Annotated in this window: 20 protein-coding genes; 15 read left to right on the top strand and 5 right to left on the bottom strand. The window is 71.4% G+C overall.

Features of this window, described 5'->3' with window-relative positions; all coding sequences use genetic code 11:
• The first annotated feature begins 64 nt into the window (after window positions 1–64).
• The 4 genes from lipB to ACWD1Z_RS20515 all read left to right on the top strand — a co-directional run bounded on the left by lipB (window position 65) and on the right by ACWD1Z_RS20515 (window position 3,140).
• Window positions 65–862: a lipoyl(octanoyl) transferase LipB gene (lipB, locus tag ACWD1Z_RS20530; RefSeq protein ID WP_451120512.1), complete on the top strand. Its 798-nt coding sequence runs from the start codon at window positions 65–67 to the stop codon at window positions 860–862.
• A gap of 106 nt (window positions 863–968) precedes the next feature.
• On the top strand, window positions 969–1,934 hold the full coding sequence (lipA, locus tag ACWD1Z_RS20525; RefSeq protein ID WP_451120511.1) for a lipoyl synthase: 966 nt from the start codon (window positions 969–971) through the stop codon (window positions 1,932–1,934).
• A gap of 244 nt (window positions 1,935–2,178) precedes the next feature.
• On the top strand, window positions 2,179–2,379 hold the full coding sequence (locus ACWD1Z_RS20520) for an SCO2195 family GlnR-regulated protein (RefSeq protein WP_451120510.1): 201 nt from the start codon (window positions 2,179–2,181) through the stop codon (window positions 2,377–2,379).
• A 59-nt stretch (window positions 2,380–2,438) separates the two neighbouring features.
• Complete coding sequence (locus ACWD1Z_RS20515) at window positions 2,439–3,140, top strand: DUF4191 domain-containing protein (RefSeq protein WP_451120509.1); 702 nt, start codon at window positions 2,439–2,441, stop codon at window positions 3,138–3,140.
• A 35-nt stretch (window positions 3,141–3,175) separates the two neighbouring features.
• On the opposite strand, the gene ACWD1Z_RS20510 is transcribed toward ACWD1Z_RS20515, so the two are convergent.
• From ACWD1Z_RS20510 to ACWD1Z_RS20500, 3 genes are all read right to left on the bottom strand, one after another.
• Entirely contained in the window at window positions 3,176–3,691 is a 516-nt protein-coding gene (locus ACWD1Z_RS20510) for a flavin reductase family protein (protein ID WP_451120508.1), read from the bottom strand.
• Between the two features lie 42 nt (window positions 3,692–3,733).
• Window positions 3,734–4,885, bottom strand: coding sequence for an acyl-CoA dehydrogenase family protein (locus tag ACWD1Z_RS20505; protein ID WP_451120506.1), 1,152 nt, complete (start codon window positions 4,883–4,885; stop codon window positions 3,734–3,736).
• A gap of 101 nt (window positions 4,886–4,986) precedes the next feature.
• On the bottom strand, window positions 4,987–5,454 hold the full coding sequence (locus ACWD1Z_RS20500) for an RDD family protein (RefSeq protein ID WP_451120504.1): 468 nt from the start codon (window positions 5,452–5,454) through the stop codon (window positions 4,987–4,989).
• 210 nt (window positions 5,455–5,664) lie between these two features.
• On the opposite strand from ACWD1Z_RS20500, the gene glnA reads away from it, so the two are divergent.
• Together glnA and ACWD1Z_RS20490 are read left to right on the top strand one after the other, a co-directional pair.
• A complete protein-coding gene (gene glnA / locus ACWD1Z_RS20495) occupies window positions 5,665–7,074 on the top strand; it encodes a type I glutamate--ammonia ligase (protein ID WP_250070264.1) in 1,410 nt (469 codons plus the stop codon).
• Window positions 7,075–7,175: 101 nt separating this feature from the next.
• Complete coding sequence (locus tag ACWD1Z_RS20490) at window positions 7,176–7,436, top strand: SCO2583/SCO2584 N-terminal domain-containing protein (RefSeq protein ID WP_451120502.1); 261 nt, start codon at window positions 7,176–7,178, stop codon at window positions 7,434–7,436.
• Window positions 7,437–7,468: 32 nt separating this feature from the next.
• On the opposite strand, the gene ACWD1Z_RS20485 is transcribed toward ACWD1Z_RS20490, so the two are convergent.
• Window positions 7,469–7,744 carry a hypothetical protein gene (locus ACWD1Z_RS20485; protein WP_451120501.1) on the bottom strand — a complete coding sequence of 92 codons (276 nt, stop codon included), beginning with the start codon at window positions 7,742–7,744 and terminating at the stop codon, window positions 7,469–7,471.
• Between the two features lie 168 nt (window positions 7,745–7,912).
• Between ACWD1Z_RS20485 and ACWD1Z_RS20480 the strand changes: the two genes are divergently transcribed.
• A complete protein-coding gene (locus ACWD1Z_RS20480) occupies window positions 7,913–8,419 on the top strand; it encodes a DUF1269 domain-containing protein (RefSeq protein WP_451120500.1) in 507 nt (168 codons plus the stop codon).
• A gap of 105 nt (window positions 8,420–8,524) precedes the next feature.
• Complete coding sequence (locus ACWD1Z_RS20475; RefSeq protein WP_451120498.1) at window positions 8,525–9,712, top strand: winged helix DNA-binding domain-containing protein; 1,188 nt, start codon at window positions 8,525–8,527, stop codon at window positions 9,710–9,712.
• 516 nt (window positions 9,713–10,228) lie between these two features.
• On the opposite strand, the gene ACWD1Z_RS20470 is transcribed toward ACWD1Z_RS20475, so the two are convergent.
• Window positions 10,229–10,537: a hypothetical protein gene (locus ACWD1Z_RS20470; RefSeq protein WP_389416414.1), complete on the bottom strand. Its 309-nt coding sequence runs from the start codon at window positions 10,535–10,537 to the stop codon at window positions 10,229–10,231.
• Between the two features lie 235 nt (window positions 10,538–10,772).
• Between ACWD1Z_RS20470 and ACWD1Z_RS20465 the strand changes: the two genes are divergently transcribed.
• From ACWD1Z_RS20465 to ACWD1Z_RS20435, 7 genes are all read left to right on the top strand, one after another.
• Complete coding sequence (locus tag ACWD1Z_RS20465; RefSeq protein ID WP_451120496.1) at window positions 10,773–11,135, top strand: arsenate reductase family protein; 363 nt, start codon at window positions 10,773–10,775, stop codon at window positions 11,133–11,135.
• 74 nt (window positions 11,136–11,209) lie between these two features.
• Entirely contained in the window at window positions 11,210–12,064 is an 855-nt protein-coding gene (locus ACWD1Z_RS20460; protein ID WP_451120494.1) for a hypothetical protein, read from the top strand.
• A gap of 150 nt (window positions 12,065–12,214) precedes the next feature.
• The gene (locus tag ACWD1Z_RS20455; protein ID WP_451120492.1) at window positions 12,215–12,862 is read left to right on the top strand and encodes a hypothetical protein; all 648 of its coding nucleotides are present in this window, start codon (window positions 12,215–12,217) and stop codon (window positions 12,860–12,862) included.
• A 262-nt stretch (window positions 12,863–13,124) separates the two neighbouring features.
• Window positions 13,125–14,153 (top strand): glutamine synthetase, encoded by a 1,029-nt coding sequence (glnII, locus tag ACWD1Z_RS20450; protein ID WP_451120490.1) that lies wholly within the window; start codon window positions 13,125–13,127, stop codon window positions 14,151–14,153.
• 126 nt (window positions 14,154–14,279) lie between these two features.
• Window positions 14,280–15,308, top strand: a complete 1,029-nt coding sequence (locus ACWD1Z_RS20445; protein WP_451120488.1) for an SDR family oxidoreductase — start codon at window positions 14,280–14,282, stop codon at window positions 15,306–15,308.
• A 51-nt stretch (window positions 15,309–15,359) separates the two neighbouring features.
• Window positions 15,360–16,613 (top strand): sensor histidine kinase, encoded by a 1,254-nt coding sequence (locus tag ACWD1Z_RS20440; RefSeq protein ID WP_451120486.1) that lies wholly within the window; start codon window positions 15,360–15,362, stop codon window positions 16,611–16,613.
• The gene (locus ACWD1Z_RS20435) at window positions 16,598–17,254 is read left to right on the top strand and encodes a LuxR C-terminal-related transcriptional regulator (RefSeq protein ID WP_389416407.1); all 657 of its coding nucleotides are present in this window, start codon (window positions 16,598–16,600) and stop codon (window positions 17,252–17,254) included. Before ACWD1Z_RS20440 ends, ACWD1Z_RS20435 begins: the two co-directional genes overlap by 16 nt.
• Window positions 17,255–17,354 lie beyond the last annotated feature (100 nt).

Raw genomic sequence — 17,354 nt, 5'->3', positions numbered from 1 at the left:
ACCGGCAGTCGTACAGTGGCGTAGGCACCCTTCGTGCCTTACGACGTCCAGGGAGGCGCTTGCCGTGAGTGAGTTGCGGTTCGTCCGGATGGGGTTCGGAGCGAACGCCGTCGAGTACCAGCAGGCCTGGGACGAGCAGCGCCGGGTGCACGCGGCCCGGTTCGCCGACGAGATCCCCGACACCGTGCTGCTCCTCGAACACCCCCCGGTCTACACGGCCGGCCGGCGCACGGCGGACAACGAGCGGCCGCTGGACGGCACCCCGGTCATCGACGTGGACCGCGGCGGCAAGATCACCTGGCACGGTCCGGGCCAGCTGGTCGGCTACCCGATCCAGAAGCTCCCGCGCCCGGTGGACGTCGTGGCGCATGTACGGCGGCTGGAGGAGGCCCTGATCCGCACCTGCGCGGAGTTCGGCCTGGAGACCACCCGCGTCGAGGGCCGCAGCGGAGTGTGGGTGCTCGGCGACCCGGTCGAGCGGCGTCCCGCGCTCGGCGGTCTCTCGCTCGACTTCGACCCCCGGCTGCAGGACGAGGAGTTCGACCCGCGGCTGAACGGCCCCGAGTACGCCCCGTCCAACGCGGGCCAGCGCCGCGAGGACCGCAAGATCGCCGCGATCGGCATCCGGGTCGCCAAGGGCGTCACGATGCACGGCTTCGCGCTGAACGTGAACCCCGACAACAAGTGGTTCGACCGCATCATCCCGTGCGGCATCCGGGACGCGGGCGTCGCCTCCCTCGCCGCCGAGCTGGGCCGGGACGTGACCATCGACGAGGTGCTGCCGGTCGTCGAGCGGCACTTGACCGACGTCCTGCGGAACGCGGAGCTGAAGCCGCGGGAGATCGAGCGGGCGGCCGTCTGACGCCGGGAATCCGCCATCGGGCCGTGGGGTTGGCCTGACAGCAGGGCTGAGTAAACACGGGCGTACCCTGGTGTACGCCGAAGAATCGAAGCTACAGGGAGCCGATGTGTCCGCAGTCACACCCGACGGACGCAAGATGCTGCGCCTTGAGGTCCGGAACGCCCAGACCCCCATCGAGCGCAAGCCCGAGTGGATCAAGACCCGGGCGAAAATGGGTCCCGAGTACACCAAGATGCAGAACCTCGTGAAGAGCGAGGGCCTGCACACGGTCTGCCAGGAAGCCGGCTGTCCCAACATCTACGAGTGCTGGGAGGACCGCGAGGCGACCTTCCTCATCGGCGGCGACCAGTGCACCCGGCGCTGTGACTTCTGCCAGATCGACACCGGCAAGCCCGAGGCCCTCGACCGCGACGAGCCGCGCCGCGTGGGTGAGTCCGTGGTCACCATGGACCTGAACTACGCCACCATCACCGGCGTCGCCCGCGACGACCTGGAGGACGGCGGCGCCTGGCTGTACGCCGAGACGGTCCGCCAGATCCACCAGCAGACCGCGGGCCGCGAGGCCGGCCGCACCAAGGTCGAGCTGCTGGCCCCCGACTTCAACGCCGTGCCGGAGCTGCTGCGGCAGGTCTTCGACTCCCGCCCCGAGGTCTTCGCGCACAACGTCGAGACCGTCCCGCGGATCTTCAAGCGCATCCGCCCCGGCTTCCGCTACGAGCGGTCGCTGAAGGTCATCACCGAGGCCCGCGACTTCGGCCTGGTCACCAAGTCGAACCTGATCCTCGGCATGGGCGAGACCCGCGAGGAGGTCAGCGAGGCGCTGCGGCAGCTGCACGAGGCCGGCTGCGAGCTGATCACCATCACCCAGTACCTGCGCCCCTCCGTGCGCCACCACCCCGTGGAGCGCTGGGTCAAGCCGCACGAGTTCGTGGAGCTGAAGGAGGAGGCCGAGCGGATCGGCTTCTCCGGCGTGATGTCCGGGCCGCTGGTGCGCTCGTCCTACCGCGCCGGACGGCTGTACCAGATGGCCGTGGAGAAGCGCGGCTCGTACGTCGCCTCGCAGGCGGTCTGACGGCACCCAGTGCCACCGTGCGCGTGTGAACCTGCGCACAAGCAACTACCGCCCGGTAGCGGCCGATTGACGCGGTCCTGGGCGTCCCCGCAGATAGGGGCGCCTTCAGGACCGCGTCGTCGTTTTCGAGCCACACCTCGGGGCTTCATTCGCGTTTGACCGGCCGGTCACGCCCTGGTAACACCAAACAGTGACGCTGGACTCACAGCACGTACATCCGAACCTCCGAGGGGGGACCTCACTCATGCAGGCCGCGCCGGTACGCGCCACCGCCATTCCGTCCTTCAGCACTGCACTCCGTGCCGTCGAGTCGCTGCTCATGAGCGGCGGCCAGCGCACCGCCCGCCGCAATGCCTGGACGTCCGTCCTGGAGGACCGCCGCCGGGCCAAGGACCGGGTCGAGGCGCAGCAGATCCTGGAGCGGGTGCTCACCCCCGGTCCCTGACCGTTCGGTGACCGGCACTGCCGTCGTCGGCGCTCGCGGGGCCACGTAGACTTCGTGCCATGGCGAGAAGTGACAGCGCGGCGGATGCCGCTAACCCCGGGCGTCTGAAGCAGATCGCCCTGACGTACAAGATGACCCGCAGGGCCGACAAGAAGATCGGCTTCGTGCTGGCGGGCGTCTTCCTCCTCATCCTCGGTGTCTTTCTCGCGATCGGCTTCCTGATCGGTCACCCGATCTACCTCGGCATCCTGGGGGTGCTGCTCGCTTTCCTCGGCACGGCGATCGTGTTCGGGCGGCGGGCCGAGCGGGCCGCCTTCGGTCAGATGGAGGGCCAGCCGGGCGCCGCCGCTGCCGTACTGGACAACATCGGCCGGGGCTGGACGACCACCCCCGCGGTGGCGATGAACCGCAGCCAGGACGTGGTGCACCGGGCGGTCGGCAAGGCCGGGATCGTGCTGGTCGCCGAGGGCAACCCGAACCGGGTGAAGAGCCTGCTGGCGGCCGAGAAGAAGAAGATGAACCGCATCGTGGCGGACGTGCCGGTGCACGATCTGATCGTGGGCGTCGGTGAGGGCCGGGTCGAGCTGAAGAAGCTGCGGACGACCATGCTGAAGCTGCCGCGGGTGCTCTCGGGCCCCCAGGTGACCGCGACCAACGACCGCCTGAAGGCCATGGGCGACCTGATGAGCAACATGCCGCTGCCGAAGGGGCCGATGCCCAAGGGCATGAAGCTCCCCAAGGGCGGCCCGAAGGCCCGCTGAGCCGCAAGTCCGCTGAGCCGCAAGCCCGCTGAGCCTCAGGCCAGCGTTCTGAAGGACCGGTCGTAATAGACCAGCGGGGCTCCTTCACCCAGTCGTACACCCGTCACCCGGCCGATCAGGACCGTATGGTCCCCGGCCGGGTGACGTGCGTGTACGGCGCATTCCAGCACGGACGGGGCCCGCTCGACCGTCGGCAGTCCGCCGGGGCTCAGCCGCAGTCCGGCGGAGCCGAACTTGTCGGTGCCCTTGGTGGCGAAGCGCTCCGCGAGCGGGCGGTGGACCGGGGAGAGCACGCTCACCGCGAAACGGTCGCAGCGGGCGAAGGACGCGGCCGAGTCGGCCGAGTTCGCCAGGCACACCAGGACCATCGGCGGCTCCAGCGACACCGAGCAGAACGAGCTGGCGGTGAAGCCGCGGGGGGTGCCGTCCGGGCACCGGGTGGTCACCACCACGACACCCGAGGGGAACCGGCCCATCGCGGCCCGGAACTCCTCGGATGCCACCTCGGATGCCACCGCCGTGTCCGGTATGTCTGTGTCCAGCTCGGTCATGACGCGACTATCCGCGAGCCCCGCCGCCCCGGCAACCGGACGTCAGCTCCGGTCGGACAGGGCCCAGGCGCCGTAGGCGGCGCCCGTGGACTCGAAGGAGAGCGCCACGTGGGAGGCGGCGCTGTTCACGTCCCGCCAGAAGCGCTGCACCGGGTCGGTCGAGGACTGGCCGGAGGTTCCGCTGCTGCGGAAGACCCGGTCGACGGCCGAGACCAGCAGTTCCACCGCCAGCGCCAGGTCCCGGGCCCCGCGGACCGCCGCCTCGCCCCCGGCCGGGGACTCCGTCCCGTCGGCGACCGCCGCGGTACGCCGGACGAGGAGTTCCGCGGCGTCCGCCTCGGCGGCCGAGCGGGCCAGCGAGACCTGCGCCGAGGGCATCTCCCGTACGGCCCTCCCCCGCCGGTCGACCCGCGATCCGGTCCGCTCGACCCAGGCCCGCATGGCGCCCCGCACGGCGCCGACCAGCGGGGCGGCGAAGGGCAGCGAGTTCACGGCGTGCATCGGCACGATGTGGCAGCGGGCGTCCGAGGCGGGGGCGCGGCCGGCGTGCACGGCGGAGCGGGCCAGGGTGCGGTGCCCGGGCACGAAGACGTCGGAGAGCACCAGGGTGTCGCTGCCGGTGCCCCGCATGCCCACGGAGTACCAGCTGTCGGCGATGGTGAAGTCGTCCCGCGGCACCGCGAAGTACCGCACCTCGGGCCGCCCCTCGGGGTCCGCCGACGGCTCGTCGGGGACGGGCGCGCAGGCGAGCGCCCAGTCGGCGAAGTGCACCCCGCTGATGTACTTCCACTCACCGCTCAGCCGCCAGCCGCCGTCGACGCGGCGCGCGGTGCCGGACGGCATCAGAGCCGCGGCGAGCAGGGCGTCGGGTCCGGCCGCCCAGATCTCCGCCTGACCCCGCTCGGGCAGGAACGCCGCGTAGCGTCCGGCGTAGGCCGCCAGGGAGGCCGCCCAGGCGGCGGAGGTGCAGCCCTCGCCGACCCGGAAGACCGCCGAGGTCAGTTCGGTGAAGCCGCCGGCCGTGCCGCCGTGGGCGAGGGGAACGAAGTGCCGGGCGAACCCGGCGTCCCGCACCGCGTGCACCACCTGGGGCGAGAGCCGCCGTGCCTCCTCGGCCTCCTCGCTGTGCCGGGCCGCGATGACGGCGACCTCGGCCGCCCGGTCCACGATCGTCGACATGCTGTCGTACGACACTGTCCAACCACCTCCGCCAGAGTTGGCGGCAGTGTTTCGAACACCATTCGACGTCGTGGGGACCCCGGGCCGTGACCGCCGCGACGGTCACCCGACCGGCGTCAGATCCGGACCTCGACCGTGCGGGCCAGCCGGTCGTGCAGGCCGCGGCCGTCGCGGTCCCAGATCAGGGCCGGGACGGCGAGGCAGAGCAGGACCGTGCGCAGCAGGGCGCGCGGCGGATTGACCCGGCCGGTGTCCAGGGCGAGCACCCGCAGACCGAACAGGCGCTTGCCGGGCGTGAAGCCGACGCTGCCGAGGGTCAGGGCGCTCATCACGAACAGGATGAGCAGCGCCCAGTTGCCGGTGGTGCTGTCGTAGCCCTCCGTGATCAGGCCGTATGCGATCAAGAGGCACAGGCCCCAGTCCACGGCGAGGGCGCCCAGGCGCCTGCCCGGACGGGCGATGGAGCCGGGCCCGTGCTCCGGCAGACCGAGTTGCTCTCCCCGGTATCCGAGGTCGATACCGGCGTCCTCCATGGCCGCGCGGGGCCCGGAGAGCCACGATCCGATTGCTTGCCTGTTGTCCACCCGTCCACGGTACTGCGCCCCCATATGACCGAGGACAGTCGGGGTGCGTCGGGGCTACGGTGGAACGAGGGCCGGTTAACTTGTGCGAAACAAATGGGTCACGCCAGAGAAATCACGCGTCCCTAGGGTCGAGGTCAGCGTGTGCCACCGCACTGGCCGCACGAACGAACTACCACCCCGGCACGGACCGTCGGGAGTAGGAGGAGCTGGATGTTCCAGAACGCCGACGAGGCCAAGAAGTTCATCGCGGACGAGGAGGTCAAGTTCGTCGACGTCCGCTTCTGCGACCTGCCGGGCGTCATGCAGCACTTCACGGTGCCCGTCGAGGCGTTCGACCCGGACGAGGAGCTCGCCTTCGACGGTTCGTCGATCCGCGGCTTCCAGGCCATCCACGAGTCCGACATGGCGCTGCGCGCTGACCTGTCGACCGCCCGGGTCGACCCGTTCCGCCGCGACAAGACGCTGAACGTCAACTTCTTCATCCACGACCCGATCACGGGCGAGCAGTACTCCCGTGACCCGCGCAACGTGGCGAAGAAGGCGGAGGCCTACCTCGCCTCGACCGGTATCGCGGACACCGCGTACTTCGGTCCCGAGGCCGAGTTCTACGTCTTCGACTCGGTCCGCTTCGCGACCTCCGCGAACGAGTCCTTCTACCACATCGACTCCGAGGCGGGCGCCTGGAACACCGGTGCGCTGGAGGACAACCGCGGCTACAAGGTCCGCTACAAGGGCGGCTACTTCCCGGTCCCGCCGGTCGACCACTTCGCCGACCTGCGCGCCGAGATCTCCCTGGAGCTGGACAAGCAGGGCCTGAAGGTCGAGCGCCAGCACCACGAGGTGGGCACCGCCGGCCAGGCCGAGATCAACTACAAGTTCAACACGCTGCTCGCCGCGGCCGACGACCTCCAGCTCTTCAAGTACATCGTGAAGAACGTGGCCTGGCGCAACGGCAAGACCGCGACCTTCATGCCGAAGCCGATCTTCGGTGACAACGGCTCGGGCATGCACGTCCACCAGTCGCTGTGGAGCAACGGCGACCCGCTGTTCTACGACGAGGCCGGCTACGCGGGCCTGTCGGACATGGCGCGCTACTACATCGGCGGCATCCTCAAGCACGCCCCGTCGCTGCTGGCCTTCACCAACCCGACGGTGAACTCCTACCACCGCCTGGTGCCGGGCTTCGAGGCGCCGATCAACCTGGTGTACTCGCAGCGCAACCGCTCCGCTGCGATGCGTATCCCGATCACGGGCTCCAACCCGAAGGCCAAGCGCGTCGAGTTCCGCGCGCCCGACTCCTCCGGCAACCCGTACCTGGCCTTCTCGGCCCTGCTCCTGGCGGGCCTGGACGGCATCAAGAACAAGATCGAGCCGGCCGAGCCGATCGACAAGGACCTGTACGAGCTGGCTCCCGAGGAGCACGCGAACGTCGCCCAGGTCCCGACCTCCCTCCCGGCCGTCCTCGACTCCCTGGAGCGCGACCACGAGTTCCTGCTCGCCGGTGACGTCTTCACGTCCGACCTGATCGAGACGTGGATCGACTTCAAGCGCGCCAACGAGATCGCCCCGCTGCAGCTGCGTCCGCACCCGCACGAGTTCGAGCTGTACTTCGACGTGTGATCGACGCCTGAGCCGTTGTGCCGGCGCCCCCGTTCCTGTTTCTCAGGGCGGGGGCGCCGTCGTATCGTGGGGGTACGGCTGTTCGAGAAGGGTCTGCGGGGATGTCCGAACGGGACGACGGCGAGCGGGAGTTCGACATCAAGTGGGCGGACGCGGCCGCGCACAAGGAGCCGTCCGCGCGGGCGCGGATGCTCGCCGCCCGGTGGAAGGAGAACCCACCCGGCCCCGTGCCGTTCCGGGGCGACCCGGATCCGGTGCGGCACAGCCGGCGGCGGTCCTGGATATCCACCGCCGTGGTCCTGGGGAGCATCGCGGCGATCATCGTGCTGCTGGGGTACGTGAACCTCAGGGGCACCTACTAGCTTCGGGGCGCCCCTGGGTCACGAACCTTCGCTCAGCTGTTGCGGCCGCGGTCCTGGCGGCGGAACTGCATGGGCCGCTCGCGGCGGTAGCGGCGCTCCCACTTGGCCTGCGTGTCACGACGCTGCCGGTACGCGCGGTAGTCCGACGGCATCGAGCCGGGTCCGCCGCCCGACCGGGGGGTCGGCGACGCGACGCGCCCGTACCGCACGTACAGGAAGAGCACGGCGACGGCGGCGAGCCAGTAGAGCGGGTTCCCGAATCCCATGACAACCAGGACGACGGTCCCGGAAAGAACGATGGTGCCCATGACGGCCTCCCCTCCGTGGGCGTGGGTGGCTGAGATTAGTCCAGGCTAGGGAGCCGAGCACTCGGCGTGCATCCCCTTTTCCACCGGCCTAGAGTCGGATCGATTGCGCAAATGCCGCAATACGGTCGTACGGGAAGATTCTGTACGGGAAACAAGGGGTGCCCCACCATGAGCGATCTCTTCGTCATCGCCTATCACGACGTCGCCACCGCGAGCCAGGTCCGCGACAAGCTGTTCGAGCTGTCCAAGCAGCATCTGGTGGAGCTGGAGGACGCGGTGGTCGTCGAGCGCCACCAGGACGGCAAGATCAAACTGCATCAGGCGGTCAACCACACGGCGGTCGGCGCGGCCGGCGGTGCGCTGTGGGGCGGTGTGATCGGACTGCTCTTCCTGGCCCCGCTGCTCGGCGCGGCGGTGGGCGCGGCGGCCGGTGCGGCCGGGGGCGCGGTCACCGACACGGGCATCAACGACGACTTCATGAAGGACCTCAGCGCGAATCTGCGGCCGGGCGCCGCCGCGCTGTTCGTGCTGGTGAAGAAGGCGGCCGACGACAAGGTGATCCCGCAACTGACACCGTACGGTGGCGAGTTGGTGCAGACCTCGCTCAGCAAGGCCGACGAGGACCACCTGCGGGAGGCCATCGCGGCGGCGACCCGGAAGACGGAGCCCGCATGACGGCGCAGGTCTAAGCCCCTTGTTCGGACTCGCCCCGCCGGGATTGTCAGTGGCTTCCGTCAGGATGTGGTGACGGCTGTGACGGGTGGAGGTCGGAGGTCGGACATGGGTGACGGCGGGCCGCGGTACATCGGGGCGGCCGAGCGGCGGGCCCGGCTGGCGGTGCGGCATCGGCTGGCCGGGGAGGCGCGGGCGGGGAGCCCGGAGGAGGTCGCCGGGTCGCTGGTGGCGCTGCACGGTACCGATCCGGCGACGGTGTTCCTCGCCGTCGGGGCGCGGCTGGCGGACCCGGCGAAGACCGTCGCCGGTACGGAGCGGGCGCTGTACGAGGACCGTTCGCTGGTGCGGATGCACGGCATGCGGCACACGGTGTTCGTGTTCCCGACCGGGCTCACCGCCGTCGTGCACGCCTCCACCGGGCTCGCGGTCGCCGCCCGGGAACGCGCCTCGCTGGTCAAGGACATGGCGAAGGCGGGGGCGCCGGACGCGGAGTGGCTGCGGGAGGTGGAGGCGTCGGCGCTGTCCGCGCTGGCGCGGCGCGGGGAGGCGACGGCGGCCGAACTGGCCCGGGACGAGCCGCGGTTGAGGGAGCAGTTCGTGTACGCGGCCGGGAAGAGCTACGAGGGGGTGCACACCGTTTCGTCGCGGCTGCTGAGGGTGCTGGGGATCGAGGGGAAGGTCGTACGGGGGCGGCCGCTCGGTTCGTGGACGTCGACGCAGTTCCGGTGGGCGCCGGCGCCGGAGCATCCCGAGCTGGACCCTGCCGGGGCGCAGGCGGAGCTGCTGCGGCGGTGGCTGGCGGTGTGCGGGCCTGCCACGGAGGCGGATCTGAAGTGGTGGACGGGGTGGCGGGTGACCGAGGTGCGGCGGGCGCTGGCGGCGATCGGGGCGGAGGCGGTGGGGCTGGACGAGGGCACCGGATATGTCGTCGCCGGGGATGCCGGGCCGGTGGCGGAGCCGGGGCGGCCGTGGGCGGCGCTGTTGCCGGGGCTGGATCCCACGGCGATGGGGTGGCAGGGGCGGGACTGGTATCTGGCGCCGTCGCTGCGGGGGGCGTTGTTCGACCGGAGCGGGAACGTGGGGCCGACGGTGTGGTGGGACGGGCGGGTGGTCGGGGGGTGGGCTCAGCGTCCTGACGGGGAGATCGTGTGGCGCCTGCTGGATTCCTCCGGGGTGGGCCGGGAGGCGGAGACGGCGATCTCGGCCGAGGCGGAGCGGTTGCGGGAGTGGGTGGGCACGACCCGGTTCACGCCCCGCTTCCGCACACCGCTGGAGCGGGAACTGGCGGGGTGAGGGCCGGGGCCGGGCGGGGGCCGGCACGGAGTGGGGGCTGAGGTGCGGGTGCGGGTGATTCCCGACGCCGCTGGAGCGGGAGTTGCGGACCGAGGACCGGGACCGAGCCCCTGCTGCCGGCGCGGCCTGGAGTGCGGGTGCGGGTGCGGGTGAATCCGGACGCCGCTGGAGCGGACCTTGGCGAGACGAAGGCCGGGGTGCGGGTGCGGGTGCAGGGGAATCCGGACGCCGCTGGAGCGGACCTTGGCGAGACGAAGGCCGGGGTGCGGGTGCGCGTGAATCCCGACGCCGCCGGAGCGGGAGTTGCGGGCCGAGGACCGGGACCGAGCCCCTGCTGCCGGCACGGCCTGGAGTGCGGGTGCGGGGGAATCCGGATGTCGGCGGAGTGAGGGGGAGACCGGGGCGGGCTCCGGCGCGGAGTGGGGGCCGGGGTGTGGGTGTGGGTGAGGGTGGATTCACTCGCCCGCGCCGGCGGGGTGCCGGGGCCTCGCGGAGGCAAGGCGCCCGGCATGGGGCTCAGCGGTTGTAGCGCATGAACGCCCGCACCATGTGGCACGTCGTGTCCGACGGGGGATGGATGCCGATCTGCTCCGCGGTGTCGCGGATCGTCTCGTTGCGGGCCTGGTTCGGGACGTAGACCCCCGAGTCGAGCAGGGCTATGGCGAGGCGCATGGCCTTGAGGCGGCGGTTGTGGGTGACGTACCACTCGCGGGGGCGGCCCGCGGGCAGCGGGCGCTTCTCCAGCGGGACGTACGGCAGGTCCAGCAGGACCGGGCGCTTCGCGGTGGACTGGGTCGGCTTCGGCTTCAGTGCGGCAGCGGGCACAGGCATCCTCCTGTCGCGGTCAGGGCGCCGTCCGTCCGGACGCTCCGGCGACACCCTCGAACACTGCTTCCAGTCTACCGCCCACCACTGACAATCAGCAGAGCGCCCGCGCCATCAAACGCCCTGGTGAGAAAGGGGATTGACGGTCTGCCACAGCGGATCAGGGAGGGGCTCCTGGGGCCACAGGAAATCGAACAGAGGTGACCTCCGTCCCCATCCGCTTACCGTTGGCGACATGGAGATCTGGATCAATCCCGCCTGTTCCAAGTGCCGCGGCGCCCTCACCGTGCTGGACGCCGAGGGCGCCGACTACACCGTCCGCCGCTATCTGGAGGACGTCCCGAGCGAGGACGAGATCCGCGCCGTACTCGACCGGCTCGGCCTCGAACCGTGGGACATCACCCGCACCCAGGAACCCGCGGCCAGGGAACTCGGGCTGAAGGAGTGGGCGCGGGACGAGGCCTCCCGCGACCGGTGGGTCAAGGCGCTCGCCGAGCACCCGAAGCTCATCCAGCGCCCGCTCATCACCGCCGACGACGGCACCGCGGTCGTGGGGCGCACCGAGGAGGCCGTACGGGACGCGCTGTCCCGAAAGTGACGCGGGCGCACGGTTGTTGAGGGTTTGTCGCTCGGCGTGAACCGCGGCCGGGCGCCCTGTTACCCTCCGCCGCCATGACGTCCCCTGAGCACGGAACGCCGTACGGTCATCCCGGCGGCCCGTACGTGTACCCCGGCCCCCCTGACCCGCACGCCGCCTGGGTCGCCGAGCAGGAGCTGATACGCCGGCGGCGACTGCGCCGGACCGCGGCCGGGGTCGCGGGCGGGGTGCTGGTCGGGGCCGTGGTGGCCGGAGCCCTGCAGTTCGTGGGCGGCGACGGCGAGGCCCCGGCGGTGGCCGCGGACGCGACACCGAGCGCCGCCGCCGGGCCGTCCGGCGCCGAGGGCGTCCCCCGTGTCGACGCCGGCACGCCCTCCGGCGTCCCGAGCGCGCTGGCCTCGCTGCTGGAGCGCCCGATCATCAGCGCCGACCAGGCGTTCCCGCGGGAGACGGTCACGCTGGAGGACGGCTCCACCTTCGAGCGCGTCGACCGGGCCACCACCACCGACTGCGCGCGCGGGATGTCGCAGGCGCTGGCGGAGCTGATCGAGCAGGGCGGGCCGTGCGCACGGATGACCGCGGCCCTGTTCACGGACGCGGACCGGCGCTCGCAGGTGACGGTGTCGGTGCTGAGCTTCGAGCGCCCCGAGGACGCCTCGCGGGTGTTCATGATGGCCTCCATGGACCCGGTGACGTACCAGGTCGTCTCGCTGGACCCGGCGCCGGAGGCGGGGCTGCCGACCGTGCCGCCGGGGTCGCCGGGGCTCTTCGAGCGGCTGATGACCGTGCGGTCCGTGGTGTTCGCCAACGGGCAGTGGGGCGACGGCTCCGAGATGCGCCAGGAGGAGCTGACCCGTCAGACCCAGGGGCTGCTCCAGTACGTGAACGACGACGTGGTGGCCTACGAGGACGCCGCGCCCCAGGAGTGACCCAGGAGTGACCCAGCGGGAGTGGACCAGCAGAAGTGGACAACTGCCTTGTGGCACAGGTCACTTCGATCACTCCCGCAACCCCTGAGCAACTTCGTTCGGTATCTCGTACCTAGCGGCATACAGCTCCCCACCTCCCAGGAGGCGCGTATGTCACGCAGGAGAACCCTCAGCACGAAGAAGAAGGTGGCGCTGCTCGTCAGCGCCGCGACGGTGGCGGGCGGCGGTGCCTTCGTCATGGCGAGCACCTCGAACGCCGCCCCGCCGAAGACCGCCGCGGAGTCGAGTGTCTGCCAGGGACTCGCCACCGCCCTCGGCAACAATCTGCGGTTCATCGAGGAACAGCGGGCCAAGCCCGACGTCCAGTCGGCGGCCCGGATCACCAACCGCGAGGCGGTCGTCGCGCAGATCAAGGTCCAGCAGGAGGCGTCCGGGTGCGTCGTCGGGGAGTCGGCTCAGGGCTCCCAGGCCGCTCCGCCCGCCGCGCCGCCCGCGCAGTCGCAGCCGCCGGCGGAGCAGGCCCAGCCCTCGCAGCCACCGGCGGCGGCCGGGGAGCAGGTCTGCAACGGTTCCACCGTCACCCTCTCCGGGGAGGGCGGCGCCCCGGCCGCGTCCAGCAACCAGTTCCCGGCCGGCACCAGGCTGAAGGTCACCAACCTGGACAACAACAAGTCCACGACGGTGGAGGTCACCTCGGTCTCCGGCTCCTGCGTCCTGCTGAACAACGCCGCCTTCGAGCAGGTCCGCGAGCCCGGCAAGTTCCTGATCCGCCGGGCCGTGATCGAGAAGGTCGGGTGAGCCCCTGACCTTCCGCGGCGGAGCGGCGACCGGCTGTACCTCGGGGGGCAGCCGGTCGCCGCTCCATGCCCCTCGCCGCCACGGTTACGGCTCACAGCGTGAGACGCACCACAGCACCACCAGGTAACACGGGGTTCACATTCGAGCAATGACCGGGAAATCGCCTGTTGACAGGCTCGCGGGCATCAACGCGGCGCCCCAGTGCCGCAGCGCCGCAGCACCCGCAAGTGCGCCTAGAGACCCACCCCGAAGGATGTGGCCCGTGAGCTTCAAGGCTGAGTACATCTGGATCGACGGCACCGAGCCGACGGCCAAGCTGCGTTCGAAGACCAAGATCCTTGGCGACGACGCGAAGGGTGCCGAGCTGCCGATCTGGGGCTTCGACGGGTCTTCCACCAACCAGGCCGAGGGCCACGCCTCGGACTGCGTGCTCAAGCCGGTCTTCTCCTGCCCGGACCCGATCCGCGGCGGCGACGACATCCTGGTCCTGTGCGAGGTCCTGAACATCGACATGACCCCGCACGCCACGAACACCCGTGCCGCGCTGACCGAGGTCGCCGAGAAGTTCGCCGTCCAGGAGCCGATCTTCGGCATCGAGCAGGAGTACACGTTCTTCAAGGACGGCTACCCGCTCGGCTTCCCCAAGGGCGGCTTCCCGGCCCCGCAGGGCGGCTACTACTGCGGCGTCGGCGCCGACGAGATCTTCGGCCGTGACGTCGTCGAGGCCCACCTGGACAACTGCCTGAAGGCGGGTCTGGGCATCTCCGGCATCAACGCCGAGGTCATGCCCGGCCAGTGGGAGTTCCAGGTCGGCCCGCTGGCCCCGCTGGAGGTCTCCGACCAGATGTGGGTGGCCCGCTGGCTGCTCTACCGCACGGCCGAGGACTTCGGCATCGCCGCGACCCTGGACCCCAAGCCGGTCAAGGGCGACTGGAACGGCGCCGGCGCGCACACCAACTTCTCCACCAAGGCGATGCGCGAGGGCTACGACGCGATCATCACCGCGTGCGAGTCGCTCGGTGAGGGCTCCAAGCCGCTCGACCACGTCAAGAACTACGGCGCCGGCATCGACGACCGCCTGACCGGTCTGCACGAGACCGCCCCGTGGAACGAGTACTCCTACGGCGTCTCCAACCGCGGCGCCTCGGTCCGTATCCCGTGGCAGGTCGAGAAGGACGGCAAGGGCTACATCGAGGACCGCCGCCCGAACGCCAACGTCGACCCGTACGTGGTGACCCGGCTGATCGTCGACACCTGCTGCACCGCCCTGGAGAAGGCCGGCCAGGTCTGATCCGCCACTGCCCGGCAAGGGGCGCCCGCCGTCATGGCGGGCGCCCCTTCCGCTTGCCGGGCGGCGGCGCTCTGCTGACGGCAGACGCCTGTTCCCCTGCGCGCCCGGGCCGGGCAGAGTCACCCCATGAGACTTCTGGTGCTGGGTGGTACGGAGTTCGTGGGGCGGGCCGTGGTCGAGGCGGCACTCGGCCGGGACTGGGAGGTGACCGTCTTCCACCGGGGGCGGCACGAGGCCCCGGCCGGGGTCAGGGCGCTGCACGGCGACCGCACCGCCCCGGGCGGGCTCGCCGCGCTGGAGGAGGGCGAGTGGGACGCCGTCGTCGACACCTGGTCGGCGGCGCCCAGCGCGGTGCGGGATGCCGCACGGCTGCTGCGGGACCGCGTCGGGAGGTACCTGTACGTGTCCAGCTGCTCGGTGTACGACTGGGCCCCGCCCGCCGGTTACACCGAGGACGCGCCGACGGTGAGCGGCGCCTCCCCCGACGCCGGGCAGACCGCGTACGCCGAGGACAAGCGGGGCGGCGAGCTGGCGGTGCTGGACGCCTTCGGCCCCGACCGCGCGGTGCTGGCGCGGGCGGGGCTGATCATCGGCCCGTACGAGAACGTCGGCCGGCTGCCCTGGTGGCTGAACCGCACGGCCCGCGGCGGACCGGTGCTGGCGCCGGGGCCGCGGGAGCTGCCGATCCAGTACATCGACGCCCGCGACCTCGCCGACTGGCTCCTCGGCGCCGCGGAGCAGCGGCTGAGCGGCCCGTACAACCTGATCGGCCCTTCCGGACACGCCACGATGGGCGCGCTGCTCGACGCGTGCGCGGCGGTCACCGGCGGTACGGCCGAACTGCGCTGGGCCGAGCCGGAGGTGATCCTGGAGGCCGGGATCGAGCCGTGGGTCCAGTTGCCGGTGTGGGTGCCGCCGAACAGCGATCTGCATGCCGCTCTGCACGGCGCCGACGTCTCCCGGGCCGTGGCGACGGGGCTGCGCTGCCGTCCCGTCGAGGAGACCGTCGCCGACACCTGGAGCTGGCTGCGGAGCCTCGGCGGGACGGCGCCGATGCGCGCGGACCGCTCGACGAAGGGGCTCGACCCGGAGGTGGAGGCGAAGGTGCTGGCGTCGCTCGGTGGTCCCGGTGGTGTACCTGGCGACACCCCCTGAGCGGGGGCCCGGCCCCGTGACCCGGTCCCCGGGCTCGTCCAGACTTGCGCCATGACCACCACAGAGACGCACAGCAGGGCCCGCGGCATGACGCTCGCGGCGGTACGGGGACTGGGGCTGGCGCTGGTGCTGCTGCCGGGGGCGGTGCTCTGCTTCACGCTCTCCCTGGTGTCCATCGCGCTGATCCCCATCGGTGTCGGGATCGTCACCACGCCGTGGGTGCTCACGGGGGTGCGGGCGTTCGCGGACTGGCGGCGGGTCGTCGCGGCCCGGTGGGGCGGGGTGCGTATCCCTTCGGCGTACCGGCCGATACCGCCGGACGCCAACCCCTGGACCCGCACCTTCGCCATGCTCCGCGACCCGGCGACCTGGCGGGATCTGCGGTGGCTGCCGTTCGACATGACGGTCGGCTTCGTCACCGCGCTGCTGCCGGCCGTGCTCGTGCTGTACCCGCTGGAGGGATTCGCGCTGGCACTGGGCCTGTGGCGGATCTTCCCCGACGGGTACTGGTACGGATTCGTGCCGATCACCGGGCAGGCGTCGGCGTTCGGCGCGGCCGCGCTGGCCGCCGGGTTGCTGGTGCTCGCGCACTTCTGCAGCACCCGGCTGCTGCACACCCACTTCACGCTCACCCGGGCCGTTCTCGCCTCCAACCAGGGCCGGCTCGCCGAGCGGGTGCGCGTGCTGACCGAGACCCGGCGGGACGCCGTCGACACCTCCGCCGCCGAACTGCGCCGTATCGAACGCGACCTGCACGACGGGGCGCAGGCCCGGCTGGTGGCGATGGGCATGGACCTCGGCACCGTCGACATGCTGCTCGACAAGGACCCCGAGCAGGCCAGGCAACTCCTCGCGCAGGCCCGCAAGTCATCCGTCGACGCGCTCGCCGAACTGCGCGACCTGGTGCGCGGCATCCATCCGCCGGTCCTCGCCGAACGCGGACTGGGCGATGCCGTACGGGCGTTGGCGCTGCGGCTGCCGGTGGCCACCGAGGTGACGGTGGAGCTGCCGGGGCGGGCGCCGGCGCCGGTGGAGTCGGCCGCGTACTTCGCCGTCAGCGAAGTCCTCACCAACGCGGTCAAGCACTCCGGCGCCGACCGCATCTGGATCGACCTGCATCACGGCGAGGGCATGCTGCGGGCCACGGTCACCAACAACGGCAAGGGCGGCGCGGTGATCGGCGCCGGATCGGGGCTGGCCGGGGTGGAGCGCCGGCTGGGTACATTCGACGGCGTCCTGGCCGTCAGCAGCCCCGCGGGCGGTCCCACCCTGGTCACCATGGAGCTCCCTTGCGCGTTGTCCTAGCCGAAGACCTGTTCCTGCTGCGCGACGGACTCGTCCGGCTCCTTCAGGCCCACGGCTTCGAGATCGCGGCGGCCGTCGAGAGCGGACCGGAGCTGCAGCGGGCGCTGGCCGAACTGAAGCCGGACGTCGCCGTGGTGGACGTGCGGCTGCCGCCCACGCACACCGACGAGGGCCTCCAGTGCGCGCTGCAGGCCCGCCGGGACCGTCCCGGCCTCCCGGTGCTGGTGCTCTCCCAGCACGTGGAGCAGCTCTACGCCCGTGAACTGCTCGCCGACGGCGACGGCGGGGTCGGCTATCTGCTCAAGGACCGGGTGTTCGACGCGGAGCAGTTCACGGACGCCGTACGGCGGGTCGCGGCCGGCGGGACCGCGATGGACCCGCAGGTGATCCAGCAGCTGCTGACGCGGCGGGCGGCGGAGGACCGGCGGCCACTGGACCGGCTCACCCCGCGCGAGCGGGAGGTGCTGGAGCTGATGGCGCAGGGACGGACCAACGCGGCCATCGCGGGCCAGCTCGTCGTCACGGAACGGGCCATCGCCAAACACACCTCCAACATCTTCGCCAAACTGGATCTGGAGGTGTCGGACGACGACAATCGCCGCGTCCTGGCGGTTCTCGCCTATCTGGACCAAGGGCGGTGAAATGACAAGCGCCGAAGGGCAGTTGCCGTGAAATTCGTGGGACTGCTGAACACCCGTGGGACTGCGTCCGTATGGAAGGGAGCCGCTTCACTCCTGTCGG

The organism is Streptomyces sp. NPDC002784 (assembly GCF_053592135.1).
The sequence above is the reverse complement of the archived record's forward strand: the minus strand, read 5'-3'. Positions and strand labels throughout refer to the sequence as shown.

Coding starts and splice junctions, on each gene's coding strand:
- ACWD1Z_RS20520 (WP_451120510.1), top strand. CDS start 2,179: ATGCAGGCCGCGCCGGTACGCGCCACCGCCATTCCGTCCTTCAGCACT.
- ACWD1Z_RS20475 (WP_451120498.1), top strand. CDS start 8,525: ATGGGTGACGGCGGGCCGCGGTACATCGGGGCGGCCGAGCGGCGGGCC.
- ACWD1Z_RS20515 (WP_451120509.1), top strand. CDS start 2,439: ATGGCGAGAAGTGACAGCGCGGCGGATGCCGCTAACCCCGGGCGTCTG.
- ACWD1Z_RS20480 (WP_451120500.1), top strand. CDS start 7,913: ATGAGCGATCTCTTCGTCATCGCCTATCACGACGTCGCCACCGCGAGC.
- ACWD1Z_RS20460 (WP_451120494.1), top strand. CDS start 11,210: ATGACGTCCCCTGAGCACGGAACGCCGTACGGTCATCCCGGCGGCCCG.
- ACWD1Z_RS20465 (WP_451120496.1), top strand. CDS start 10,773: ATGGAGATCTGGATCAATCCCGCCTGTTCCAAGTGCCGCGGCGCCCTC.
- ACWD1Z_RS20440 (WP_451120486.1), top strand. CDS start 15,360: ATGACCACCACAGAGACGCACAGCAGGGCCCGCGGCATGACGCTCGCG.
- ACWD1Z_RS20455 (WP_451120492.1), top strand. CDS start 12,215: ATGTCACGCAGGAGAACCCTCAGCACGAAGAAGAAGGTGGCGCTGCTC.
- ACWD1Z_RS20485 (WP_451120501.1), bottom strand. CDS start 7,744: ATGGGCACCATCGTTCTTTCCGGGACCGTCGTCCTGGTTGTCATGGGA.
- ACWD1Z_RS20490 (WP_451120502.1), top strand. CDS start 7,176: ATGTCCGAACGGGACGACGGCGAGCGGGAGTTCGACATCAAGTGGGCG.
- ACWD1Z_RS20445 (WP_451120488.1), top strand. CDS start 14,280: ATGAGACTTCTGGTGCTGGGTGGTACGGAGTTCGTGGGGCGGGCCGTG.
- glnA (WP_250070264.1), top strand. CDS start 5,665: ATGTTCCAGAACGCCGACGAGGCCAAGAAGTTCATCGCGGACGAGGAG.
- ACWD1Z_RS20510 (WP_451120508.1), bottom strand. CDS start 3,691: ATGACCGAGCTGGACACAGACATACCGGACACGGCGGTGGCATCCGAG.